Below are 22,931 nucleotides of genomic sequence, written 5' to 3'. Positions count from 1 at the left end.
GATCGCCGCGCCGCCCGCCCGGGGGCGTATAGGGGGGCTCAGCGGGTTTCGCAAAAACGGCCGCCGGATCTGCGACGAAAACCTGCGAGCGACCAAGCACCTAACCGGATGACGCGTTGGGCCGCCAACGCGAATCTGCTGAGGGGGCCGGGTCGATCCGAATTGCGGAGGGGTCTTCCGCCCGGCCGCTCAGCCCTCCTTCTCGGCGGGATCATCCCATTCGATCCGGCGGGGTCGGATCGCCGGCATGGACGCGGCGATGCCGATCCGGACCGCCGTGCCGACGATGGCGATCGTGGCGGCGACGAGGAGGATGGTGTCGAGCACGGTGTTCAGATCAGGGATCGCCCGGCACGGTGATGCCGGGCGGCGCGCTGGCGCGCGCGCGAATTGTGGAGGCGCCGCATCTGCTCCTGGAGCAGGAGATCCTCGTGCAGCGGATGAATGGCCGTCACGGGCGGAAAGGACACGTCCGGGCGATCTTCGCCCTGGGGATGGACTGATTTCATGGCGGCTCCCCTCAGTAGAAATTACGGATGAGCTTAGCCATTTATCGATGAATTGCAAGCCAGCGGGTACCAATAGGTCCCCGTACCGCCAAGCAGGTTGCCTTCAGCTTTTTATCGGAGGGGCCGCGCGCCGACGCGGCATCCGGGATGAAGAATCGGCCGCCGGAGCCGGTCCGGATCATGCTGCGATCGGTGGCGACCCAAGCCCGTCGGTCTGCTGCGCTCGCCCGTGCCGAACCGGCGTCCCCTTTGGTGGTGAACGCGCGATCAGTCCTGCGTGTGATCCTGCCCGGTCCGGCGGTTGCCGATTGCGCTCAGGCTCAGGGAATCCTGCTCCGAAGCCTGTTTTGAATCGGAATGCTAACCGGTATGCTATTGAAAGACCTTCGCGTTAACCAAGGCTTAACACATTGATCCTACCACCCGGGCAAGGGTCGGCCGCTGGGGTCCGGTCCGACTGTCGGGCGAGATTCCGATGCTCTTTCTGGTCGCGGCAGCACTCGGGGGTGGCGTGGCGACGGCCGCCCTGCTCGGGCCGATCAGTCCGCTCGCCGCGCTGATCACCGCGCCCTTCACGGCCAGCGCCGTGGCCGTCCTGGCCAGCTTCCTGATGGTGTGGCGTGGCAGCCGCGACGGGCGGGACGCGCCGATCCTCGACGGACAGACCGACGCGATGGTGGCAGCCCTCCGGACCTTGACCGAGCAGGCCAATCCCGCCGCTCCGGCCCCGCAGACGGTTGCCGAGCGCCACCGGGTCGCCTGAAGGCGCCCGGTCAGGGGGGCGCGGCGGAGGCCGTCCGTGCCCCGTGGCTCGGCATGCCGGCACCCGTCGCGCGGACATAGGCGGCGCGCGCCATCAGGCGTTCGGCCAGGGCGCTGCCCGGATGCCGGCAGGCGAGCGCGTGGGCCATGTCCTCCATCGTCTCGGGCTCAAGTCCCCATTGAAGCTGCTCTTCCGCGGAGACGAGCAATCTCCAGAACGGGATGAATTCGTCCGACATGGGCACAGATTCCCGGGCGACTGACGTGTTGCCGGGGACATTGCAAGAATGGGTGCCACCGCCGGTCGTCCACCCGCGGATGGACTCCGCCGGCGGCGGGCGACCGAGCTCCATCAGGACGCCAGCGCGAACGTGGCCCCCGCGAAGCCGAGGCCGGCCAGAAACAGGCTTCCGCCCATCACCTCGAGGATGGCGCGGTAGCGCGGAGACCACAGGGATCCGGCCGCCATGCCGGTGCCGGCGACGACACAGAATACGCCCAGCGACATCATGGAGGTCTCCGTAGTTCTCCGCACCTCGAAAACTACGGTCGTTCCGGTGCCCGGTTCCGGCGCGAGACAGTTGTCGACAGGTTAATTGATCGTTCGCACAACTGCGGACCGTGCGGGCGTGGCGATGCGGCATCCGGTCAGCCGAGGCGCAGCAGGCGGGCCACGTCGCGCAGGGCCCCGACCGTCTCGATCCCGGGGACGGCCCCGATCAGCCGGGACGTCTGGTTCGCGCCAGGACGGGCGCCATCCGGTCGCGGCTTGTGGCGACGCGGTCCGCGCGTGGCATCGGGTTGTCGGCCGTGCCGCGGAGGGCGAGTACCGTGTCGGTGAGCGCCGTTCCTTCGGCCAGGGTGATCTGCACGATGGCGGCGCGGGCCGGTTCGCTGAGCGCCTTCGGCTTCGACGCGCGGGCAGCGGGGTCATCACCCATATCGGCAGCCGCCGCCTGGCTCGACAGCGTGACGCTGTCCATCGCGGTGCTGCCGCTCGTCGGCTGCTTCACCACCGCGGTGTTCGCGCTCCACACGATCTGGCTCGCCCCCGAGACGGCCGGGCGTTTCCAACCTGAAACGGGACGCCCCGGCGCGGGCGACCGATCCCGCAGCCGCCGGGATCGGCGGCGGCGCGCTCCGCGGGGGTGGCCGCGCTCCGATCCCCAGATCGCCCCACGGCTCCGTCCGTCGGGGACGCACGTTTGTCCACAGCGCGGCAGATCTGCCGCATGTTAGTGAACGGCTGTGTCCAATATGCGAGGCTTATGAACAGTCTTCGTGCCTGCGTGGAGAGTGGCATGATTGAGCATGCGCCACGGATCGCCAAGGAGTTTCACGTCGGTGCGGGCGGTGACCGGTATGCGCTGACGCGAGATCTGAAAACCGGCGAACCCTATGTGTTGCACCGTCCCGGTGACGACGTACCGGAGGTTCAGCTGGATCTCGGCGCGTTCCTCGTGCTGTTCCGCGGCCGGGAACGGGACGACCTGCTGCATCTGATCGCATCGCTGGTGCCGGACGACGCGGTCGGCAAAGCGCGGGCGCATCCCGCGCGGCCGGTTCGGTTCATGTCGCGCTGGCTGACGAACCGGCAGGGTTGACCGTTCAGGATCCGAACAGGGCGACGACGAGACCGACGAGCGTGCCGCCTGCGATCGGCGCGAACAGGGCCAGGACCGAGATCAGGATGATGAGCGTGATGGCGGCGTTCTCCTGCCGCCTGGCCTGCGGGTCCGGCCGCCGCGGCGGTTTCCACGGGGGTGGGATGGATCGGTCCTCAGGCGGAACGAACATCGGCACCCTTTCGGAGCGTGAGCCGCAGTAAGACGCCAACGCTCCGCACGCGCGGTTGTGTCATCAACGCGACGATCGCCCGCTAGCCCAATCGCGTCCTGCTGCGTTGTCCCACCCGAAACGCAGGAGATGGCGCATGGCCTACGTGACGATCGAGAAGGACGGTGAGCCCTGGATGCTCTGCCATTCGACCCATGCGGGCGAGATCGAGCGGCAGATCGCAGCCGCCCAGGCGGAGGCGCCGACGGCGACTTTCACGCAGCGCCCCTCGACCCCGATCGAGAGCCAGCACTGCGCGGACGCCATGGATGCGCAGGACGGCGTGGTCGAGGATCCGTTCAAGTTCTTCGCCTATCAGGTCGTCGATGACTCGATCGCCTGACGGGTGAGGTGGCGGCGCGACCCGCGCGCCGGCAGGTTCAAAGGTGCCTCCGGGCCCGCGGTGACGGCCTGGGCGCCACGCGCTATCGGCGGATGCGCTGGTCGTAGGGGCGGAGCGGCCGTCACGGGCGTCGTCGCGGTGACAGGGATCAAGGCTTCCACGCCCACCCGTGTTGAGCGGAGGACCGTGTGGGCGTGGAAGGTCAGCGCTCGGCTGGTGCGTTCCGAATGAGCGCGTATGGTTAACAGTTCGTTGCCGAGGCCCGCGCGGGGAGGTCCCGACGCGGTTGGACGCCGATTGCGCGTTCGGTGACTCAGCCAAGGCCGCCATCCAGGCAGGCCCGGCACCCGGATCGATCGGGTCGGACAGAGCGATCTTCGCCCCGTGGCTGATGGGCGGCACCTGACCGAGCGGCATCAGCCGTACGACTGGTGCATTTGCGATCACCGGGAGAGCCATCGTTTCTCCGGCACAACATGCCGACGTTGGAACGCTACACCACAGGTCTTGCCGGGATCCGATTTTTACCATAGCAATTCGGCAGTTATGTTCGGTTTGTTGTGTAATCTTGATGCATTGTAGAAATAAATATGGCACTACTGTCAATAAAATCTGTCGATAAATTGTACGCTGGTCGCGCGGGATCGATCACCGTTCTGAAGAAGGTCAATCTCGACATCCGGCATGGGGAGCTCTGTGCCCTGATGGGGGCGTCCGGATCCGGCAAGACCACGCTGATGAACCTGGTCGGCCTGCTGGACCGTCCCTGCCACGGCGAGATCCATCTGGACGGCGTGCCGACGGCAAACGTGCGCGACGACGAACTGGCTGCCCTGCGCAACCGCCGGATCGGCTTCGTCTTCCAGGCGTTCCACCTGCTGCCCCGCCTGTCGGCTCTGGACAATGTCGCCCTTCCGCTCCTGTATCGCGGCCTCGGAAAGCGCCTGCGCAGGGCGCGGGCCGCGGAGGCGCTGCACAAGGTCGGGCTGGCGGACCGCGCATCCCATCGGCCGGACGAGCTGTCCGGCGGCCAGCGTCAGCGCGTCGCGATCGCGCGGGCGCTCGTCGGCGCACCGACGCTGCTGCTGGCCGACGAACCGACCGGCAACCTCGACAGCCGGGCTGCCGACGACATCATGGCCCTGTTCCTCGCCCTCAACCGGGATCCCGGCGTCACCATCCTGATCGTGACCCACGATCCGGCCGTGGCCGCACGCTGCCCGCGCCGGATCGTCATGCGCGACGGCCGGGTTCTCGACGACGCGGGCGTCCTGCCCGCATGACGGCTGTGGGCCGGGCGCGGCTGCGCGAGGTCGTGCGCGAAGGCGCCGGCAATCTCCGGGCCCTCGGAGCGCGGGCCCTGCTGGCGCTCACCGGCATCGCCGTCGGCACCGCCGCGGTGATTGCGATCCTGCATGTCGGCCACAATGCCCGCGCCGAGGCGATGCGGCAGTTCGAGGCGCTGGGCACCGACCTCGTGAGCCTCACCCCGCGCGGCGACAACCACGATGTCCCGGACCTGCCGCCCGAGGCGATGCGCGCCCTGCCCGCGCGCCGGCTCGGCCTGTCCGAGGCCATCCCGATCGTCTCCGGCAGCGCGTCACTGCGCATCGGGCGGGCTTCGCTCTACACCGCCCTGATCGCCGCCGACGCGGCGCTCTACGGCTTCCTCAAGGCCCCCCTCGTGGCGGGGCGCCGGACGTCGGATCTCGACGGCGCCGCGCCGTTCGTGGTCCTGGGGGCCGAGGTGGCGCGGGATGCGGCGGCTGCCGGACGACCCGTCCGCATCGGCGATCCCGTGACGGTGAACGATCAGGTGCTGACCGTGATCGGCATCCTCGGGCCGGCGTTCCGGAGCCCGCTGCTGGGCGTCGACCTGAACCGGTCGGCGGTCATCCCGTTCCAGGCCGCGCGGCGGGTGATGCCGGACGCGAAGATCACCCACGTGGCGGCCCGCCTCGCCCCGGGCGCGGACGACCGGGCGACGGCCCAGCGCGTGACCGACTATTGTCGCCTGCTGCTCCGCACCGGCAGCGTCGACGTCCAGACCGCCCGGCAGCTGATCGACGGGCTGGAGAAGCAGATGCGGATCTACGCCCTGCTGCTGATCGGCATCGGCACCACGTCGCTGGTGGTCGGCAGCGTCGGCGTCATGAACGTGATGCTGATGAGCCTGATGGAGCGGCGGCGCGAGATCGGCCTGCGCCGGGCGATCGGGGCGCACCGCCGCGACATCACCGCCCTGTTCCTCACCGAGGCGCTGCTCCTGTCAGGCCTCGGCTCCCTGCTGGGGACGGGCCTCGGCACCGTCGCGGGCTGGATGTTTGCGCGCGCCTCGGGCTGGCCGTTCCAGCCTGCGCCGCTGGCGCTGCCCCTCGGCGCCGGCATGGCGGCGACGGTCGGCCTGTTCTTCGGCCTCTACCCCGCCCTCAAGGCCGCCCGGCTCGACCCGATCGCCGCCCTGCGCGCGGAGTGAGGCGGAGGCTGGGCTGGCGGCTCGGCGCGCGCGGCCACGCGCTGCGCCAGATCTCCAACCCCCACCCTCATCCTGAGGTGCCGAAGCGAAGCGGAGGCCTCGAAGGAGACATCCAGAGAGCACTGTGCCTCCTGGAGGACTCCTTCGAAACGGCCGCGCCGTTCCCTGGCATGGCGGCAGCCGTTGAAACGTCCGCGCCGGGTCGGCTCCGACGGCGGGGCCACCGAAATGAGAGTGCGGTCGCTCCGGCTTGAAATAAAGAATTATCTGGAACGGTTCAAGCATTCGAACCGATGATCGAACCTCAACGAGGATTTTGTTCAGATACAACTTTCTGTTGGTTGACCTCAGGTCGCACTTTTGTTCTGCTGGACAGGCTGGAGCATGAAGCTCGGCGCCGAAGGTCTACGGGATACCGCGACCTCCCCGGATCCGTGGGGCGATGCAGCCTCCACGATCCCGCGCAGATCAGCCGATCGACCGACTATGTAAGCCGACCGGCTGCTCACGTCCGAAACAGAGTGCTTCCGCATGGAAAACAGGGGGGATTCGAACATGCGCGCTTTGATAGTGGGTGCGGTTGGCGTGTTGGGTGCTCTTTGTCTGAGCAACTCTGCTATGGCCCAGAATAGAAATACTGTAACTATCCATTTAGACAATAAAGCTGATCACTCGTTTGGACTTCACGATGTCTCGGCGAGGCCGCAAGCAAAGAATTGGTCCTAGAGTCCAGAGACAGTTAGGCCTGGCGGCACAGGTATCTTCAGCGGGTACTGGGATGACAATCAAGGTCAATCGGTCACTGTGGAAGTACAAGGGATGACGCCCGGTCCGTATGGATGTCTAGTTTCTTGTTCTATAAAGGTCGATGTACCAAATTACGATGCGACATCTGACGGTCTCAAGTGTCCAAGCAAGAAACCTACTGTAACCTATACAACAACGAGCAATAATAACGTTTGCGGCAACGTGACGTGTCAGCCTACTAGCAGCTGGACACAGCCGCAAGTCGTTCCGTCGCCAAATACCTGTAGTTTCGATATATACTCGGAGTTTACTAATCCTAACCACAAATGATGGCCAGCAATGACGACTGCAAAGCATGTGTGTCGAGCCGGCCCTACGGTACCGCTTCTGTGAAGATTTCCTGAAACGGGCGTATGGTGGCATTTTTGGTGGGGCTTGCCGCAAACTCGACATCGGGTCAACCTGCGAACACGGGTCCGCTGTTGATTGCGTCAAACCCTATTCAGTGCAAATCTTAAACTCACTAGCTGTCCTAACGATCAGGAAGGAATATCTTAGGAATAATTATATTTTCAATTTGTGTTCGATATTCATATTATCCTTTGGGCAGAATATTCAGAAGGGCAGAATATCAAATAACTAACTGAAAGAGATAGCAGTTAATTCGTGCATCTTAATCATATCATGATAATCGATCAAGCAGACAGGAGCGCGACATGGTATCCGCAGTTTCTTCCTCCTCCGCGGCACTGAAAGTCCTGCAGGCGCAGGCACCCCAGCAAGCGGCATCCGGACAGCGGGACCAGGATCCGCTCCAGCGCTTCCTCGATCCGCGATCGGTTCTGGCGCTGGCCCCCCAATCGCTCGATGCCCTGCTGAAGCTAAGGACCCAACTCCGGAAGGATCAGGCGCATGAACCACTGGCCCAGCAATCGCAGCAGGATGCGACCTCGGCTTCAGGCGCGGACATACCGGGACAATCAGGCATGCTGGCAGTGTGGGCGAATGCGCCAAAAGTGCACATGCAATCTCGGCTGGATACCATGAAAGAACAGTGGCAGAGCCTGAAAATGCAGTCAGTGGAATCCATGAACAGCCCGCTGATGCCTTGGAATTCGCCTGATGTCATTCAGCAACTGAAAGACTTGGACAAATATGGTGATGACTCGGATGCACCTTACCGGGCGTTCATAGGGAGTGATGCTGCGATCTACAGAGGGATGGCCGAGACGCCACCGGAGGACGCGGCGCGGATCAAGGCCATGGGTGGAGAAATCTGGTACGAAAGCAGTCATTTACGCGAGCGGTCGAGCGATAAAGATTTCTTCCGAAATATCAAGAACTATGCCTTGTATGGGGGAGGGCTGACGCATCCGATCGATCCATCTGATGAGTTGTCTCAGGCCTTGCTGAAGGGTACGGCGCAAATGATCCGCGGATCTAGCATACCGGAATTCTATGATCACTACGCTGCATATACCATGTATGCGTACAATGCTGATGCCAGGCAATACAAATGGGTTGGCGGATTTGATACCGATAAAAACAACATCCGCCAGACCATTGAAGATCTAAAGAAAAAAAACCCTACCATGAACGTGACATGGGGGGCAGAAGACAACGATGTGGCGTTCATCTTGTACCCCAAGACAACTTCCGCCACTCCGGCCGCAACGGCCGCCGCCGAGAGCAGCGCCGCCGGGACTGGAACGAACCAGACGGCTGCTGCCGCACGCTAAAGATCGATGCGCGCTTTGAGCCGCAGCAGCGCGAACTCAGTCGCCGCTCGACGATCCGGCTAGCGCCATGTCAGGTCGGAAGCGACTCGCGGCTACTGCGATCTACGTCATCGCGGCGATCGGGGCGGTCCACGAGTCCCGTGCGGCCCACCGGCCGCCCAAGCCGCCGCGATCATCCGCGTCGCCGGCGCCAATCTCCGGCAATTCCGACAGCAAGGTGAAAGCCGCGAGCGAGGCCGGCATTCCCCTCAGCCTGACGGACGCCGTGTCCCTGGCCCTGCGCGACAACCGCACCATCCGCGGCGCCACTATCGACCGCATCGCCCAGAAATTCAGCCTGCGCGTCGCCGAGGACGGGTTGATGCCGCATCTCGGCGTCTCGGGCGGCGCGGTGCGCCAGACGATCGCCGGGATCACCACCACCAGCCTCGACGTCTCCCCGGGCGTCACCGCGCTCCTGCCCACGGGCGCCACCGTCACTTTCTCCTGGGCCGACCACGCGAGCGAGGGCGCCGGCATCCGGACGCGCAGCACGGGCAGCGTTCTGTCGATCAATCAGCCGCTCCTGCGCGGCGGCGGCGTCGACGTGACCCTGGCGCCGATTCGCTCGGCCCGGCTCGGCGAACAGGGGAACCGGTTGCGGCTCAAAGCGACCGTGTCGGAGACGATCGGGCAGGTGATCTACGCCTATCGCGATCTGCTGCGCGCCCAGAAAGCCATCGTGCTCGCCCAGGCCGCCGTGCGGCGCGCCGAGGAGATCCTCGACATCAACCGGGCCTTGATCGAGGCCGGACGGATGGCCGCGGTCGAGATCGTCCAGTCCGAGGCCGACCTGGAGAACCAGCGCCTTGGCGTGCTGGGCGCGACCCGATCCCTCGACAGCGCCCGCCTCAAACTCCTCGACCTGCTGGCCCTCGACCTCGGAACCCCGATCCTGGCCACCGAGAGCACCGAGCCGGCGCAGGTCGCCACCCAGCTGCCGCACCTGATGGCGGTCGCGTTCGCGCAGCGGCCCGATTATCTCGGCCAGCTCCTGGCGCTGGAGCAGACCAAGCTCGGCCTCGTCGTCGCCGAGAACGCGCGGCTCTGGGACCTGTCGCTGTTCGCAACCCGGAGTGTCGGCCGCACGACGATCACGGGGCCGCAGGGCAGCGTCACCGGCCAGTCCGACACCACGGTGGGGCTCAGCTTCAACGCCCCCCTCAACAATCTCCAGCGCGAGCAGCCCTTCGTCCAGGCGACGGCGAGCCGCCAGACCGCCGAGCTGCAGCTTGAGACAATCCGCCGGGGGATCGAGCTTCAGATCCGCAGCTCGGCAAGCGACGTCGCGATCCGCTGGCGCCAGCTCGAAGGCGCCCGCCGCGCCCGCGATCTGGCGGCGCGGGCCGTCGAAATCGAGCGGGAGAAGCTCAAGGCCGGGCGCTCGGCCAACTATCAGGTCCGCGCCCTGGAGACCTACCTCCGCTCGGCGGACGTCCAGCTTCTGGACAGCGTGATCGGCTACTTCAATACGCTGACGCTGCTCGATCTCCAGCTCGGGACGACGCTCGACACGTGGCATGTCGCCCTGCGGGATTGACGGACATGGCCGAGCCCGCACCCGAAGTCGCGCTGCCGCCGATCGCCGATCCGTTGCCGAAGATCGGCGCACCGCTTCGCGTCCGGCGCGCGGCTGCCCTTGCTTGCGCCGCCGCCATCGTGGTCCTGGCCGGACTGGCTTGGCTCTGGGGAACGCCGTGGTTCGGTGCGGTCAAGTTCAAGGCCGTGCAGCCGGTCGCGGAGCGCACCATCACGGTCGCGCCCGTGGCCGCCGCCTCCTTCGTGACCCTTGCCGGCACGGTGGGAGCGGGGAAGACCGTTCCGGTCGCCGCACCGTTCGACGGCGTGATCCGCGAGCTGCGGCTGCAGATCGGCGACGTCGTGCAGGCCGGCGACCCGCTCGTGGTGATGGATGATGGCGAGATCGCCACACGGGTGCGGGAAGCGCAGGCCGCCTTCCTGAAGAGTTCGATCGCCGTCGACCTCCTCGATCGCTGGGCCGACAGCCCCGAGGTGATCCGCGCCAAGCGGACGCTGGAGAGCGCCGAGGCGAGCCTCGCGCTGGCCGAGCGGCAGGTGACGGAGACCAAGAGGCTGTTCGACCGCGGGATCGTGTCGCGCAACGAGTATGATGGCCTCGTGCAGCAGCGCGACACGCAGAGGAAGGCGGTCGCGAGCGCCGGCATGGACCTGCAGACGACGCTGGCGCGCGGCGATGCGAACAGCCGGCGGCTCGCCGAGCTGGATCTGCAGAACACGCGATCCCGCCTCACCGACGTGATGGCGCAAGTCGACGGCAAGGTCGTGTGCGCTCCGATCGGCGGCATCCTCTCTCACCCACCCGTCAGCCAGCAGAACGGCCAGCCGGCGGTCGAGATCGCGGGCGGCGTCAGGGTCAGCCGGGGACAAGCGCTCTTTGCCGTGGCCGACACGTCGACGCTCGTGGTGGCGGGCCGCGTCGATGAGGTCGACGTCAACCGCATCCGGGTCGGGCAGCCGGTCGCGATCACCAGCGATGCCTTCCCGGGCGAGCCGATCCCGGGACACCTGATCGGGATCAGCGCCGAGGCCGATACCGGCCGCGGTGGGAGCCGTGCCCCCTCCTTCGAAGTGCGTGCCGCCTTCCCCAGGGACATCCGCCACGGTCAGATCCGCCTCGGCATGTCGGCCCGGATGCGCATCGAGATCGCCAGCAATCCCCAGGCGATCGTCGTGCCGATCGAGGCCGTCCGCGATCCGACGGCGAATCCGGTTGTGTGGGTGCGTGATCCGGCGAGCGGCGAACCCCGGCCGCGCCAGGTCCGGCTCGGTGCCACGCAGCAGCAGGGTATCGAGATCCTATCGGGCCTTCGGGATGGAGATACCCTGATCCTTCCTTGAGGCAGCCGAGTCGGTGTGTTGGTCTGCTAGCGGGGCGGCGACGTGCGAGACGGCCGCGGGCCTGCGTCGCTCATCGCGTCCTGAGTGCGCAGCGCTTCGGGATTGCCTTTCGAGTCGAGCGCCATGCCTTCACGGCCACGATCTCCCATTCGCTGGTGGGGCGAATGATGGGGTAAACCCCATGTCGGCTCATAAAATGCTATCAAATCAATAGTGGCTGGCGGAGGGAGCGGGACAATCGTCCGAGTCTACCAACGCCTACAAAATCAATAGCTTAGAAAAGGCCGCTGCCCTCACGGTGTAGCAGTCCGGTGTAGCAGAGATCAACCCCGGCCGATGTGTCGACCTGTGCGCAGCCTCAGTGAAACCGGTTGCACCGGCCTCTCGGTTGGGCGGACTCATTGGGAATCGAACTGGCGTTCGCGACCCGTTGCCGTGGCGGCGAGAACGATGCTCGCTGATCGGTACTCCGCCGTCCGCTCGGAATTGCGCGATGCCTAGACAGCGTGCCCTCGAACGGCTGCTTCAGATCGAACACAGTGACTCCTTGGGCGATCGGGAATGGCCGAACCTGGCCGAAAGCTGTCTGTCCGGTTTTTAGCAATCTGTGGCGTGGAGCAGACGGGATGGATCGCTCCCGCTCCCGGCGTTGCGGCGCCAAGATGTTGCTGTCACGCAGCGGGAGTTTCGAGCCACTACGATGCATCGCCTCTCTCCCGGTTGAGGGCCAGCGCCAGCAGCGTGCAGACCGCCCCGGAGAGGAGGTAGGCCCCCACTGAGATCAGCCCGAACTTGCTCGCCAGCAGCAGGGCGACGAGCGGCGCGAAGCCGGCGCCGATGAACCACGCGGCCGTCGCCGTCGTGCCCGCGCCTGTGTAGCGATGCTTAGACGAGAAGCTGCCGTTCAACGCGCCCGAGGACTGACCGAAGGCCAGCCCCAGAAGCCCGAAGCCGAGCAGCACGTAGGTCCATTCACCCGCTACGCCCCTGTCGAGCAGCTGGGGCGCGAAGCCGCTGTAGGCACCGATCAGCACGGCGGACAACCCGAGCACCGTTCGGCCGCCGATCCGATCGGCGATAATCCCCGATAGGGCGACGGCCAGCAACCCGACGACTGCCCCGACAAGCTCAATCACCAAGAAGTGCAGCGGCGCATCGCTCGACGTGAGGACGACCCACGACAGCGGAAACACGGTGACGAGATGGAACAGCGCGAAGCTCGCCAGGGGAGCAAACGCGCCAAGGATCACAGTCCGCCACTCCTCGCGGAACAGCCCGGCCACAGGCGACGGCTGCAACTCGCGGCTGTCGTACAGGCGCTCGAATTCGGGGGTCGAGATCAGGCGCAGCCTGGCGAACAGCGCCACGACGTTGATTACGAAGGCGACGAAGAACGGGTACCGCCATCCCCAGTCGAGGAAGTCAGCCGGTCTCAGGGTGACGAGCAGAAACGCGAACAGGGCGCTGGCCACGAACATCCCGATCGGCGCGCCGAGCTGCGGGATCATTCGGAACCAGCCGCGCCGCTCCGGCGGTGCGCTGAGCGACAGGAGCGCGGGCAACCCATCCCAGGTGCCACCCTGGGCGAAGCCCTGCCCGATCCGCAACACGGCCAAGATGACGGCTGCGACACCTCCGACCTGTGCGTAGCCGGGCAAGAACGCCATGGCGGCCGTCGATCCTCCGAGCAGGAAGAGTGCGGCGGTTAGCTTGACCCCCCGCCCGTGCCGGCGGTCGATCCACATGAACGCGAGCGCACCGAAGGGCCGGGCGACGAATGCCAGAGAGAAGATCGCGAAGGAGTATAGCGTGCCGGTGAGCGCGTCGGCGTAGGGGAAGATCAGCGACGGGAACACCAGCACCGAGGCGATCGCGTAGACGAAGAAGTCGAAGAACTCCGACGACCGCCCGATGATGACGCCCACCGCGATCTCGCCGGGACGGACGCGATGCTCCCGCGCGTTGACGAGGCGGGCGTCGCGCTCCAGCGGCGTCGAGCTCGCGGCTCTGGCGGTCGTGGCTGCCATTCTTTCGATCCTCTCCTCCACCCCGCCGCGGGGCCTCGCTCCGTGCACTTGCGCGGCATCCGGGCCGGCGGCCGACCATAGCGGCAGAAAATCCGGGGTGGTTTGACCGCGGTCAAAGTCGACCGGAAGCTCGGCGGCTATCCGAAAGGCCATGCCCAGCCCAGATTCCAGCCTCATGAGACGGGCCGCCGGCCTCCCGCTCCTCGTCCTGCCGCTCCTGCTCGGCGGCTGCGACATGGTGGTGATGAACCCGACCGGCGATGTCGCCTATCAGCAGCGCAATCTGATCCTGTTCTCGGTCGGGGTCATGCTGCTCATCATCGTGCCGGTGATGGTGCTGACCGTGCTGTTCGCCTACCGATACCGGCACGGCAACCCGAACAAGACCTACGATCCCAGCTTCGACCATTCGACCACGCTCGAACTGGTGATCTGGTCCTGCCCGCTGCTCATCATCATCGCGCTGAGCGCGGTGACCTGGACGAGCACCCACCTGCTCGACCCATTCCGGCCGCTGGAACGCGTCGCACCGGGCGTTCCGGTCCCGGCCGACGCCAAGCCGCTGAACGTCCAGGTCGTGGCGCTCGATTGGAAGTGGCTGTTCATCTATCCCGACCTCGGGATCGCGACCGTGAACGAGCTGGCGCTGCCGGTGAACGTGCCGGTGCGCTTCTCGATCACCTCGACGGACCAATTCAACACCTTCTACGCACCGACACTCGCCGGCATGATCTACGCCATGCCGACCATGCGTTCGGAACTGAACGCTGTGCTCAACAAGCCCGGTGAGAGCCGGGGGTACTCGGGCAACTACACGGGCCGTGGGTACTCCGACATGCGCTTCAAGTTGCGCGGCGTCGAGGGGGCCGATTTCGACCGCTGGGTGGCGGACGTGAAGGCGGCAGGAAGCGGCCTGGAGCTGTCCACCCTCGTCGAGCTGATCAAGCCGAGCGAGAAGGTGCCGGTGATGCGCTTCGCCTCCGTCCAGGATGGCTTGTTCGACCGCGCGGTCAACCGCTGCATCGAGCCCGGCAAGCCGTGCATGGTCGACGTCATGCGGCAGGACATGCAGGCGAGCGGCGGACATCCGCACCACTCGCACCCGGCTCCCGCCATGCCGCCGGGCCGCGAGGCGGGGCCGCTGATCGGCGACAAGCCGAAGCCCGCGCTCGAGAAGGCACCCAACGAGAAGGGCACGGGCCCGAACGTCACCAAGCCGGTCGGCCCCGACTCCCCCGGCCAGCTCAAACCGGGCGACGCGCAGAACCGCGACCTCCAGTAGCCCGAGATCGAGCCCTTTGCCGCTCCCGGCACGCGGAGCGGGCCTAATCCCTCGCCACGGGACCATCATGACCGAGACGACACTCAAGACGATCTTCGGCCGCCTAGGCTGGGAGTCGTTCCCAATCCACGAGCCGATCCTGTTCGGCACCTTTGTCGTCGTCGCGCTGCTCGGCCTCGCCATCGTCGGCGCGGTGACGTGGTTCCGGCTCTGGGGCTATCTCTGGAAGGAGTGGTTCACGAGCGTCGATCACAAGAAGATCGGCATCATGTACGTCATCCTCGGCATCATCATGTTGCTGCGGGGCTTCGCCGACGCGCTGATGATGCGGGCTCAGCAGGCGATCGCCTTCGGGGCTAACGAGGGTTACCTGCCCGCCCATCACTACGATCAGATCTTCACCGCCCACGGGACGATCATGATCTTCTTCGTGGCGATCCCGCTGGTGGTCGGCTTGATCAACTTCGTGATGCCGCTCCAGATCGGCGCGCGCGACGTCGCCTTTCCGTTCCTGAACAACCTGAGCTTCTGGCTTACCGCCGCCGGCGCGGTGCTGACGATGACCTCGCTGTTCATCGGCGAGTTCGCACGCACAGGCTGGCTCTCCTACGCGCCCCTGGCGGGCCTGGCATACAGCCCGGATACTGGCGTCGACTACTACCTGTGGTCGCTGCAGATCGCGGGTGTCGGGACGACGCTGTCGGCGATCAACATGGTCGCGACCATCATCAAGATGCGGGCGCCTGGCATGACCATGATGAAGCTGCCGGTCTTCTGTTGGACCGCGCTGTGCTCGAACGTGCTGGCGATCGCTATCTTCCCGGCGCTCACGGTCGCCTTCTTCCTGCTGATGCTCGACCGCTACGTCGGGACCAATTTCTTCACCAACGAGCTCGGCGGTGCGCCGATGATGTACTGGAACATGGTCTGGATCTGGGGGCACCCTGAGGTCTACGTGCTCGTCCTGCCCGCGTTCGGCATCTACTCGGAGATTACCTCGACCTTCGCCGGCAAGCGCCTGTTCGGCTACACGTCGATGGTCTACGCGACGGTTGTCATCACCATCCTGTCCTACCTGGTCTGGCTGCACCACTTCTTCACGATGGGCGCAGGCCCAGCCGTCAACAGCTTCTTCGGCATCGCCACGATGGTGATCTCGATCCCCACGGGGGCCAAGGTCTTCAACTGGCTGTTCACGATGTATCGCGGCGACATCCGGTTCGAGCTGCCGATGATGTGGGTGGTGGCCTTCATGCTGACCTTCGTGGTCGGCGGCATGACCGGCGTGCTGCTCGCGATCCCGCCCGCCGACTTCGTGCTCCACAACTCGCTGTTCCTCGTAGCGCACTTCCACAACACCATCATCGGCGGCGTCGTGTTCGGCCTGTTCGCCGCCATGGTCTATTGGTTCCCCAAGGCGTTTGGGTTCAAGCTCGACCCGTTCTGGGGCAAGGTCGCGTTCTGGGGCTGGGTCGTGGGCTACTGGGTGGCCTGGACCCCGATCTACGTGGTCGGCCTGATGGGCACCACCCGCCGCGTCCACCACTTCGACGACCCGAGCATCCAGCCGTACTTCGTCGTCGCCGCGATCGGCGCGCTCATTATCCTGGTCGGCATCCTTGGCTTCGTGATGAGCATCGTAATGGGCTTCGTGAAGCGCGAGGAGCTGCGCGACACGACAGGCGACCCGTGGGATGGCCGCACGCTCGAATGGTCCACCTCTTCGCCGCCGCCGGCCTACAACTTCGCCTTCCTGCCCGTCGTGCACGACTTGGACGCGTGGTACGACATGAAGGCGCGCGGCTATCAGCGGCCGGCGGGCGAGTTTCGCCCCATCCACATGCCGCGGAACACCGGCACGGGCGTTATCCTCGCCGGCCTGTCGCTCGCCCTCGGGTTCGGCATGGTCTGGTACATGTGGTGGCTCGCCGCCCTGAGCTTCATCGGCCTGCTCGCCGTGGCGGTCGGACACACCTTCAACTTCAAGCGCGACACCTTCATCCCGGCCGCCGAGGTCGCGGCGACGGAGAACGCGCGGCAGCCGCTGGCCGTGGGGGCGTGACATGACCCATCGCACAACCGCCGCCCCCGGGGCCGCCATCACCTGGCACCACCTTGACGCCGACGATCACGATCACGATCACGGCGGCGGCGCCACGGTCCTGGGCTTTTGGATCTACCTGATGAGCGACGCGCTCATCTTCGCCTCGCTGTTCGCGATGTTCGGTGTGGTGAGCACCAGCTACGCCGGCGGTCCCGTCCCGCGGCAGATCTTCGATTTGCCGCTGGTCGCCCTCAACACGGCGCTCCTGCTCGCCTCGTCCATCACCTTCGGGCAGGCCATGCCGCACATGGAGGCGGGTCGGATCGGCCCGACGCGCCTCTGGCTCGCGGTGACGGGTGTGCTGGGCGCCGCCTTCGTCGGCGTCGAACTCTACGAGTTCTCGCACCTGATCGCCGAAGGGGCCGGTCCGCAGCGCAGCGCGTTCCTGTCGGCCTTCTTCACCTTGGTCGGGACGCACGGCGCGCACGTCACCGTCGGCCTGATCTGGGTAGTGACGATGCTCGTCCAGATCGGTCAGCACGGGCTGACGGGCGAGATCAGGCGCCGGGTCGTGTGCCTGTCGATGTTCTGGCACTTCCTGGACATCATCTGGATCGGCGTCTTCAACTTCGTCTACCTGTATGGAGTGATCCGTTGAGCACCCGTCCCGTCCATCTCGCACCCGAGGATCATGGGACCGCTCGCGAGCATGGCAGCCGCCGCCGCTACCGGATCGGCGTCGCGCTCGCGATCCTGCTTACGGTCATCCCGTTCTGGCTTGTCATGTCCGGGGCGCTGCCCAATGCGGCGGTCACGGCGGCGATCATCTTCGCGCTGGCACTCGTCCAGATCGTCGTGCACGTCGTCAGCTTCCTGCACCTCGATACGCAGTCCGAGGGCGGTTGGACGTTGCTCGCCTTCCTGTTCACGGCGGTGATCGTGGTGCTGACGATCGGCGGCTCAGTCTGGGTGATGTACCACCTCAACACGAACATGATGCCGATGCCGGATAGCGCCCCCTCGACGATGCGCTGAGCTGGTCGGTCGCGGTTGTGATGGGGGACTTCCAATAGCGGCCGAGCTGCGCTCGGCTCATCGTGCATGAACCTGCCGACATGACCACACGAGTGTGCGTCAGGAGAAATCAATGATGGCGTCAGACACGTCCGCCGACAGCCCGATACACGCCTCGGGACGGTCGTGCATCATTCAGGAAGCAGACCTGGATCGCATGGTGACACGTCACGAGCAACTGGCGTGCCTATGCGATCTGTTGGAAGCCTGTGCCGACAGCTTGCCCATCTGGCCGAAAGACACACAGGCTGAACAGCTGCGCCTGGCGCTCGGCGCGTTCGTCGAGGGAGAGCGGGAAGGCGATGCGTCCCTCACCAAGATCTTTAGGTGCGGGTTGCAGGATCCGTTGGCGGCACCCTTGATACGCCACGTCGATGCCCGCCACACCGATGACCTCGTGCACGCTGAGGACCTGATCGCCGCGCTGCAAGCGGGGCCGGTACCGAACGGCAGGATCTCGGCCGAGACGTTCGGGTACATGCTCCGCTGCTTCTTCGCAGCGGGCCGCCAATCGATGGTTTTGGAGGAGTTTGCGGTCCTGGCGCTCGGCCGCGATCACCTGACAGTTAGCGGCGAGTCGCTGCTCCTCAGCAGCCTCTGCCGGCGGGCGAGTTGACGCCTTATCGGGCCGCCGCCCAAGCACGAAGCGCATGTGCATCTTTGATCGTCACCGTCCGATTGCCCGAGAGGGCGAGCACGCCGGCGCCCTTCAGCTTCGTGAGTTGTCGGCTCACCGTCTCGATCGTCATCCCGAGCACATCTGCCATATGACCGCGGGTCATCGGCAGATCGAAGGTCACCGGGTGGTCCAATCCCGGTCGGCGGACACAGCGCTCTGCTCGTGCAGCCATGTCGATGAGGAGTCCGGCCACCTTCTCACCGGCCGAGAGACGCGCCAAGCTCAGCATGCGGCCGCGCGCCTCCTTCAGCGCTCGTAAGGTACGCTGGAGCAGGAGGTTCTCCATCCGCGCGTGCTCCTCCAGGAAGTGCTCGAAGGGTCGTCTCTGGACCGTGCACAGTTCCGCGTTGGTCAGAGCCGTGACGGTGAAGGCGTGCTCTTCTGCGTAGGGTTCACCGACGAAATCGGCCGGGTAGAACAAGCCTACGATCTGCTCTCGTCCGTCGGCCGTGGCGGCGACCATCTTCAGGACGCCCGACACCAGATTGGCACAGATCCGGCTCTCGTCGCCCGCCCACATCACGGTCTCGCCCGCCGTGACGCAACGGCGCTGGCACAGACCGGTGAAAGCGATCACACCCTCGTCGTTGAGGCTGCTGCACAGCGCGTGTTCGCGTACGGGGCAGTCCACGCAGATCTCGGTCGGCACCGGTCCAATCCTTGAAGGCGACAGCAGTCAGGCGCGTTGGCCGGGACCTGCGTGAGATGAGATGCATGGAGCATCGGCCACGAGCTTGCAGCCGCGTCCCAGGGCGGGTCGACATGGCCAACGAAGTGGGCAGCTGACTTGCAGTGCTCGGCGCCGCCTACGACAAGCCGGGCTTGTGCGGGCATGGCTGGGGCGGTTGGGCTTGCAGGTCGGCCATCGGCGTCTCCGTGACCAGTTCCTCCGAACTGATCCCGTCGGGCAGCCGGGTCCTTGTTTCAGATCAAGGCAACAGCTCCGACAGTAAGGGCGTCCGCGCGCCGAGGCTCATTGGCTGCGTCATCCACCGAGGCGTTCAAGTCGGGGTATGTCGAGCAGGCGGACCCCGCCAGGTACGATCAGGATGACTTTCTCGCGGTCCAGCCGCGTCAGCGTGCGGCTTACCGTCTCGATGGTGAGGCCGAGATGGTCGGCGATGTCCTGTCGGCCCATAGGCAGCTCCAGCGTCACCGAAGTCAGGCCGATGCGCGCGTAGCGTCCGCGCAGGGCGAGCAGGAAGCTCGCGACCTTCTCCTCGGCCCCACGACGGGCGAGCAGCAGCATGAGCTCCTGCGCGAGGCCGAGCTCGTAGCCGGCGCGCTCATGCAGGCGCTGCAGGAGGTGGGGCTTTCGAACCATGAGATTATGGAACGCCCGCCGATCGAAGCGGCAAACGGTGACGTGCGACAGGGCCTCGGCGGTCACCGTCTGTCGCTCCGCCAGCGCGAGGCCAAGGAAGTCGCCGACGAGAGCGAAGCCCATGACGTGGCGGCGTCCGTCCGGAAGCAGGCGCGAGAGGCGTAAGGCTCCCGCGGTGACGTTGTAGACGGCCGTGGTCTCCTCGTCCTGCGAGAACAGCGTCTGGCGCGCATCGAGCACGGCGTGCCGGCTGAGCGACTCGATTTCGTTCAGTTCCTCAGGTGTGAGTGCAGCGCACACGCTCAGGAGGCGAACTTGGCAGTGGGCGCAGCCACCCTCGGTGCGTGCGTGCGGACACGTATGCCGTTCGGGGCCGCAGGTCTCACTCGACATCAACCAGGTTCCGGACTTCCTCGCGGAGACGCAAGCTTACCCGAACCGCTCTCGACGCGTACCACGGAAACCCGCCGCATCCTGCGCACGGCACTTATGCACCCAGATCGCGCGCTACGCCGTGCCGAAGCCCGCCTCCGTCCCGAACGGGCATCTGAGCGATGCGGTGAGCCTACGTAACGAAATGCGCCAGCTCCATGACTTCGCAGGTATCGGCCCGCAGCCGCCAGTCGGAGATGCCGAGGGCTCGGCAGAAGAGCGCTTTGGCCTCCCAGGCCGCGCTGACGTCCGATTGCGCGCGAAGCCGCGTGCGGCGTTGCACGATGCATCGATCGTGTCCGGCGCCGTCCAGGACGATTTTGTGGAAGGTGATGAGATATTCGCGCATGAAGCCTCCCCGCATAGGACGCTTCAAACCTGCCGAATTTATCTGGCTGCGCTTTGATCTGAAACAATGCCCCGACGGGAAGCGGCCGGCCGGAATTGGCCGAAAGCGGAATGACCGCTTCGGAAAAGGCAGATCGGAGAAGCGGACAACCTCCTATCGACCCGACGCGGTCACAGGACATGATCGGCGCGGCTCACCAAAAACGCGCATCGAGCAACAGTTGGGAGATACTTTTCGTCGTCAAGAAGCAAACGGCGTGGGTATTTCAGACCAGTCCGTTGAAGATGTCGGGGCACCCAAGGCCGAGACCGGTTGCGAATGCCGAAGATCAACCTGTAGCGAGGAGTCGGAGCGGAACAGGGTTTTCAGGAAGGCCGAAACCGCCCTGATGCGGGGCGAGAATTGCAGGTCGGTGTGGACGTTGAGCCAGAGATCTCGGGTTGTCGACAAGTCATCGTGCAGTACGGGGACCAAGAGGTCGCGACTGGTAACCGCGAAGCTTGGGAGGAGGACGATGCCGAGCCCTCCGGCGGCCGCCTGCTTCTGCGCGATCATGCTCGTCGAATGGAACACGGTACGCCGATCCGCAATGATCTCGTCGAGCCACCGAACGCAATCGACCTGCACGAGGTCCTCGACGTAGGTGACAAAGGCGTGGCGCTCCAGATCCTGGATGGATTGGGGCGTTCCCGCCCGGTCGAGGTAGCCCGGCGAGGCGTACAGCCCGAGCCGGAAGCGGCCGATCCGCTCGGAGACGAGCCCTTGTCCCGGAGGCTTAAAAAAGCTGAGGAAAAGGTCGGCCTCCCGGCGGTTCACGTAGACTGTCTGAGACGAGGTCAGCAGCTCGACGGTGAGGTGGGGGTGCGTCTCGTGCAGGCACACGAACCGCTCGGCGAGGTAGAGGGAGGCGATTCCTTCCATCGTCGCAAGCCGGACGCGGCCCCCGGCCTGCCCCGATCCGGGGGTGACCTCCTCCTCCATAGCGATGATGGCGCTCTCCACCCGCTCCGCATGGCGCAGCAAGCGCTGGCCCGCCTCGCTTAGGCGCAGGCCGGAGGGTACACGCTCGAACAGGGAGACGCCCAGGGCAGCTTCCAGATGGGCGAGTCGTCGGCTGACGGTCGATTGATCGACCCGCAGCCTCTTGGCCGCACCCGCAAGGCTGCCCCCACGGGCGGCATGGACGAAGACCTTCAGTTCATCCCAGTCGAGCTGATCGAGGGCACGCATCGCCTCGCGCGCCGCAAGAGGCGCGCCACGTCGGCGGCTCGGGATCTGTGCAAGGGCGCTTGCGGAATTGGCCGCTTCAAGCCGCGGACGAGGCGCCTAAGCTCGGCTTAGAAAGGGTAACCTATGCATCCCCGTTTCAAGGCAGCAGCCATCCATGCCGCACCGGTCTTCCTCGACGCCACGGCGACTACGGACAAGGCGGTCTCGCTCATCCACGAAGCGGCCAGGGCCGGCGCGGCCCTCGTCGCCTTCCCGGAAACCTTCATCCCGGCCTTTCCAGTCTGGGCCCCCCTGGCTGCGCCGATCGACAATCACGACCTGTTCACCCGCATGGCCGACCAGTCGGTCCTCGTCGACGGGCCGGAAGTCGCCCGCATCCGCGAGACCGCGAAGGCGGCGGGGGTCATCGTCTCCACCGGTTTCAGCGAGCGTTCGCCCGTGAGTGTCGGCTGCCTGTGGAACAGCAACCTGCTGATCGGCGAGGGCGGCGACATCCTCAACCACCACCGCAAGCTCGTACCGACCTTCTACGAGAAGCTTGTCTGGGCGGCAGGCGATGGAGCCGGGCTGCGGGTGGTCGAGACCGCGATCGGACGCATCGGCCAACTCATCTGCGGCGAGAACACCAATCCGCTGGCCCGCTTCAGCCTGATGGCGCAGGGCGAGCAGTTCCACATCTCGTCCTGGCCGCCGGTTTGGCCGACGCGGCGCCCAGCGGGCGGAGGCAATTACGACAACCTCGCCGCGAACCGACTCCGGGCGGGCGCCCATTGCTTCGAGGCCAAGGTCTTCGGCCTTGTCACCGCGAGTGTGCTCGACCGGGCGGCGTTCGACACCATCGCCGCCTGCGATCCCCGGGCCGCCGAGGTGCTGGAAGCAACCCCGCGCGCGGCCTCGTTCTTCCTCGATCCCACCGGTGCCCAGATCGGCGAAGCCCTTCGGGACGAGGGGATCCTCTACGCGGAGATCGACCTCGCAGCCTGCATCGAGCCGAAGCAGTTCCACGACGTGGTCGGCTACTACAACCGCTTCGACGTGTTCGACCTCACGGTGAACCGCCGCCGCCTCGCCCCCGCGGCCTTTCGCGATCCCGGCTCGGCCCCGCCGCCCACGACCGTGTCCGCGCCCGTTCCCGGCGACGGCGCGTGACTTGCTGAGC

25 protein-coding genes are annotated in these 22,931 nt (G+C 65.8%); 14 read left to right on the top strand and 11 right to left on the bottom strand.

Features of this window, described 5'->3' with window-relative positions; genetic code table 11:
* Nucleotides 1-189: 189 nt before the first annotated feature.
* Nucleotides 190-327, bottom strand: coding sequence for a hypothetical protein (locus MKK88_RS19250; RefSeq protein WP_244002500.1), 138 nt, complete (start codon nt 325-327; stop codon nt 190-192).
* A gap of 5 nt (nt 328-332) precedes the next feature.
* A complete protein-coding gene (locus MKK88_RS19245) occupies nt 333-509 on the bottom strand; it encodes a hypothetical protein (RefSeq protein ID WP_244002497.1) in 177 nt (58 codons plus the stop codon).
* Nucleotides 510-984: 475 nt separating this feature from the next.
* Here MKK88_RS19245 and MKK88_RS19240 point away from each other — a divergent pair, with 475 nt between their 5' ends.
* Nucleotides 985-1,272, top strand: a complete 288-nt coding sequence (locus MKK88_RS19240; RefSeq protein ID WP_244002495.1) for a hypothetical protein — start codon at nt 985-987, stop codon at nt 1,270-1,272.
* Between the two features lie 10 nt (nt 1,273-1,282).
* Here the strand turns inward: MKK88_RS19240 and MKK88_RS19235 are convergent, their stop codons facing one another.
* The 3 genes from MKK88_RS19235 to MKK88_RS19225 all read right to left on the bottom strand — a co-directional run bounded on the left by MKK88_RS19235 (nt 1,283) and on the right by MKK88_RS19225 (nt 2,308).
* Nucleotides 1,283-1,510: a hypothetical protein gene (locus MKK88_RS19235; RefSeq protein ID WP_244002492.1), complete on the bottom strand. Its 228-nt coding sequence runs from the start codon at nt 1,508-1,510 to the stop codon at nt 1,283-1,285.
* Nucleotides 1,511-1,623: 113 nt separating this feature from the next.
* Complete coding sequence (locus MKK88_RS19230; RefSeq protein ID WP_244002491.1) at nt 1,624-1,782, bottom strand: hypothetical protein; 159 nt, start codon at nt 1,780-1,782, stop codon at nt 1,624-1,626.
* 208 nt (nt 1,783-1,990) lie between these two features.
* The gene (locus MKK88_RS19225) at nt 1,991-2,308 is read right to left on the bottom strand and encodes a hypothetical protein (RefSeq protein WP_244002489.1); all 318 of its coding nucleotides are present in this window, start codon (nt 2,306-2,308) and stop codon (nt 1,991-1,993) included.
* Nucleotides 2,309-2,572: 264 nt separating this feature from the next.
* Here MKK88_RS19225 and MKK88_RS19220 point away from each other — a divergent pair, with 264 nt between their 5' ends.
* The gene (locus MKK88_RS19220) at nt 2,573-2,875 is read left to right on the top strand and encodes a hypothetical protein (protein WP_244002487.1); all 303 of its coding nucleotides are present in this window, start codon (nt 2,573-2,575) and stop codon (nt 2,873-2,875) included.
* Between the two features lie 4 nt (nt 2,876-2,879).
* Here the strand turns inward: MKK88_RS19220 and MKK88_RS19215 are convergent, their stop codons facing one another.
* Nucleotides 2,880-3,068, bottom strand: a complete 189-nt coding sequence (locus tag MKK88_RS19215) for a hypothetical protein (RefSeq protein WP_244002486.1) — start codon at nt 3,066-3,068, stop codon at nt 2,880-2,882.
* A gap of 136 nt (nt 3,069-3,204) precedes the next feature.
* On the opposite strand from MKK88_RS19215, the gene MKK88_RS19210 reads away from it, so the two are divergent.
* From MKK88_RS19210 to MKK88_RS19185, 6 genes are all read left to right on the top strand, one after another.
* Nucleotides 3,205-3,450 carry a hypothetical protein gene (locus MKK88_RS19210; RefSeq protein ID WP_244002484.1) on the top strand — a complete coding sequence of 82 codons (246 nt, stop codon included), beginning with the start codon at nt 3,205-3,207 and terminating at the stop codon, nt 3,448-3,450.
* 623 nt (nt 3,451-4,073) lie between these two features.
* Nucleotides 4,074-4,733, top strand: coding sequence for an ABC transporter ATP-binding protein (locus tag MKK88_RS19205; protein WP_279602412.1), 660 nt, complete (start codon nt 4,074-4,076; stop codon nt 4,731-4,733).
* Nucleotides 4,730-5,926, top strand: coding sequence for an ABC transporter permease (locus tag MKK88_RS19200; protein WP_244002483.1), 1,197 nt, complete (start codon nt 4,730-4,732; stop codon nt 5,924-5,926). The genes MKK88_RS19205 and MKK88_RS19200 overlap by 4 nt, the downstream gene beginning before the upstream one ends.
* 1,463 nt (nt 5,927-7,389) lie before the next feature.
* A complete protein-coding gene (locus MKK88_RS19195) occupies nt 7,390-8,412 on the top strand; it encodes a hypothetical protein (protein ID WP_244002481.1) in 1,023 nt (340 codons plus the stop codon).
* Nucleotides 8,413-8,479: 67 nt separating this feature from the next.
* Nucleotides 8,480-9,991: a TolC family protein gene (locus tag MKK88_RS19190; protein WP_244002479.1), complete on the top strand. Its 1,512-nt coding sequence runs from the start codon at nt 8,480-8,482 to the stop codon at nt 9,989-9,991.
* A gap of 5 nt (nt 9,992-9,996) precedes the next feature.
* The gene (locus MKK88_RS19185; protein WP_244002477.1) at nt 9,997-11,331 is read left to right on the top strand and encodes an efflux RND transporter periplasmic adaptor subunit; all 1,335 of its coding nucleotides are present in this window, start codon (nt 9,997-9,999) and stop codon (nt 11,329-11,331) included.
* Between the two features lie 695 nt (nt 11,332-12,026).
* Here the strand turns inward: MKK88_RS19185 and MKK88_RS19180 are convergent.
* Nucleotides 12,027-13,358, bottom strand: coding sequence for an MFS transporter (locus MKK88_RS19180; RefSeq protein ID WP_244002475.1), 1,332 nt, complete (start codon nt 13,356-13,358; stop codon nt 12,027-12,029).
* Between the two features lie 175 nt (nt 13,359-13,533).
* Between MKK88_RS19180 and cyoA the strand changes: the two genes are divergently transcribed.
* From cyoA to MKK88_RS19155, 5 genes are all read left to right on the top strand, one after another.
* Complete coding sequence (cyoA, locus tag MKK88_RS19175; protein ID WP_244002473.1) at nt 13,534-14,640, top strand: ubiquinol oxidase subunit II; 1,107 nt, start codon at nt 13,534-13,536, stop codon at nt 14,638-14,640.
* A 67-nt stretch (nt 14,641-14,707) separates the two neighbouring features.
* On the top strand, nt 14,708-16,702 hold the full coding sequence (gene cyoB / locus MKK88_RS19170) for a cytochrome o ubiquinol oxidase subunit I (protein ID WP_244002471.1): 1,995 nt from the start codon (nt 14,708-14,710) through the stop codon (nt 16,700-16,702).
* A 1-nt stretch (nt 16,703) separates the two neighbouring features.
* On the top strand, nt 16,704-17,342 hold the full coding sequence (gene cyoC, locus MKK88_RS19165) for a cytochrome o ubiquinol oxidase subunit III (RefSeq protein ID WP_244002469.1): 639 nt from the start codon (nt 16,704-16,706) through the stop codon (nt 17,340-17,342).
* Entirely contained in the window at nt 17,339-17,719 is a 381-nt protein-coding gene (gene cyoD / locus MKK88_RS19160; RefSeq protein WP_244002468.1) for a cytochrome o ubiquinol oxidase subunit IV, read from the top strand. Before cyoC ends, cyoD begins: the two co-directional genes overlap by 4 nt.
* A 115-nt stretch (nt 17,720-17,834) precedes the next feature.
* Entirely contained in the window at nt 17,835-18,374 is a 540-nt protein-coding gene (locus tag MKK88_RS19155; RefSeq protein ID WP_244002466.1) for a hypothetical protein, read from the top strand.
* A gap of 4 nt (nt 18,375-18,378) precedes the next feature.
* On the opposite strand, the gene MKK88_RS19150 is transcribed toward MKK88_RS19155, so the two are convergent.
* The 4 genes from MKK88_RS19150 to MKK88_RS19135 form a co-directional block, all read right to left on the bottom strand.
* The gene (locus MKK88_RS19150; RefSeq protein ID WP_244002464.1) at nt 18,379-19,086 is read right to left on the bottom strand and encodes a Crp/Fnr family transcriptional regulator; all 708 of its coding nucleotides are present in this window, start codon (nt 19,084-19,086) and stop codon (nt 18,379-18,381) included.
* Nucleotides 19,087-19,422: 336 nt separating this feature from the next.
* Nucleotides 19,423-20,154: a Crp/Fnr family transcriptional regulator gene (locus tag MKK88_RS19145; protein ID WP_244002462.1), complete on the bottom strand. Its 732-nt coding sequence runs from the start codon at nt 20,152-20,154 to the stop codon at nt 19,423-19,425.
* Nucleotides 20,155-20,326: 172 nt separating this feature from the next.
* The gene (locus MKK88_RS19140; RefSeq protein WP_244002460.1) at nt 20,327-20,542 is read right to left on the bottom strand and encodes a hypothetical protein; all 216 of its coding nucleotides are present in this window, start codon (nt 20,540-20,542) and stop codon (nt 20,327-20,329) included.
* A gap of 240 nt (nt 20,543-20,782) precedes the next feature.
* Complete coding sequence (locus MKK88_RS19135; RefSeq protein ID WP_244002458.1) at nt 20,783-21,772, bottom strand: LysR family transcriptional regulator; 990 nt, start codon at nt 21,770-21,772, stop codon at nt 20,783-20,785.
* Nucleotides 21,773-21,895: 123 nt separating this feature from the next.
* Between MKK88_RS19135 and MKK88_RS19130 the strand changes: the two genes are divergently transcribed.
* Nucleotides 21,896-22,921, top strand: a complete 1,026-nt coding sequence (locus tag MKK88_RS19130; protein WP_244002456.1) for a carbon-nitrogen hydrolase family protein — start codon at nt 21,896-21,898, stop codon at nt 22,919-22,921.
* The last annotated feature ends 10 nt before the right edge of the window (nt 22,922-22,931 follow it).

Origin of the sequence: Methylobacterium sp. E-005, assembly GCF_022829725.1 — a bacterium.
Lineage (GTDB): Bacteria > Pseudomonadota > Alphaproteobacteria > Rhizobiales > Beijerinckiaceae > Methylobacterium.
Note: the sequence above shows the minus strand (reverse complement) of the source record. Positions and strands in the feature narration are given on the sequence as shown.

Coding starts and splice junctions, on each gene's coding strand:
- MKK88_RS19245 (WP_244002497.1), bottom strand. CDS start 509: ATGAAATCAGTCCATCCCCAGGGCGAAGATCGCCCGGACGTGTCCTTT.
- MKK88_RS19240 (WP_244002495.1), top strand. CDS start 985: ATGCTCTTTCTGGTCGCGGCAGCACTCGGGGGTGGCGTGGCGACGGCC.
- MKK88_RS19235 (WP_244002492.1), bottom strand. CDS start 1,510: ATGTCGGACGAATTCATCCCGTTCTGGAGATTGCTCGTCTCCGCGGAA.
- MKK88_RS19230 (WP_244002491.1), bottom strand. CDS start 1,782: ATGATGTCGCTGGGCGTATTCTGTGTCGTCGCCGGCACCGGCATGGCG.
- MKK88_RS19220 (WP_244002487.1), top strand. CDS start 2,573: ATGATTGAGCATGCGCCACGGATCGCCAAGGAGTTTCACGTCGGTGCG.
- MKK88_RS19215 (WP_244002486.1), bottom strand. CDS start 3,068: ATGTTCGTTCCGCCTGAGGACCGATCCATCCCACCCCCGTGGAAACCG.
- MKK88_RS19210 (WP_244002484.1), top strand. CDS start 3,205: ATGGCCTACGTGACGATCGAGAAGGACGGTGAGCCCTGGATGCTCTGC.
- MKK88_RS19200 (WP_244002483.1), top strand. CDS start 4,730: ATGACGGCTGTGGGCCGGGCGCGGCTGCGCGAGGTCGTGCGCGAAGGC.
- MKK88_RS19195 (WP_244002481.1), top strand. CDS start 7,390: ATGGTATCCGCAGTTTCTTCCTCCTCCGCGGCACTGAAAGTCCTGCAG.
- MKK88_RS19190 (WP_244002479.1), top strand. CDS start 8,480: ATGTCAGGTCGGAAGCGACTCGCGGCTACTGCGATCTACGTCATCGCG.
- MKK88_RS19185 (WP_244002477.1), top strand. CDS start 9,997: ATGGCCGAGCCCGCACCCGAAGTCGCGCTGCCGCCGATCGCCGATCCG.
- MKK88_RS19180 (WP_244002475.1), bottom strand. CDS start 13,358: ATGGCAGCCACGACCGCCAGAGCCGCGAGCTCGACGCCGCTGGAGCGC.
- cyoA (WP_244002473.1), top strand. CDS start 13,534: ATGAGACGGGCCGCCGGCCTCCCGCTCCTCGTCCTGCCGCTCCTGCTC.
- cyoB (WP_244002471.1), top strand. CDS start 14,708: ATGACCGAGACGACACTCAAGACGATCTTCGGCCGCCTAGGCTGGGAG.
- cyoC (WP_244002469.1), top strand. CDS start 16,704: ATGACCCATCGCACAACCGCCGCCCCCGGGGCCGCCATCACCTGGCAC.
- MKK88_RS19155 (WP_244002466.1), top strand. CDS start 17,835: ATGGCGTCAGACACGTCCGCCGACAGCCCGATACACGCCTCGGGACGG.
- MKK88_RS19145 (WP_244002462.1), bottom strand. CDS start 20,154: ATGTCGAGTGAGACCTGCGGCCCCGAACGGCATACGTGTCCGCACGCA.
- MKK88_RS19140 (WP_244002460.1), bottom strand. CDS start 20,542: ATGCGCGAATATCTCATCACCTTCCACAAAATCGTCCTGGACGGCGCC.
- MKK88_RS19135 (WP_244002458.1), bottom strand. CDS start 21,772: ATGCGTGCCCTCGATCAGCTCGACTGGGATGAACTGAAGGTCTTCGTC.
- MKK88_RS19130 (WP_244002456.1), top strand. CDS start 21,896: ATGCATCCCCGTTTCAAGGCAGCAGCCATCCATGCCGCACCGGTCTTC.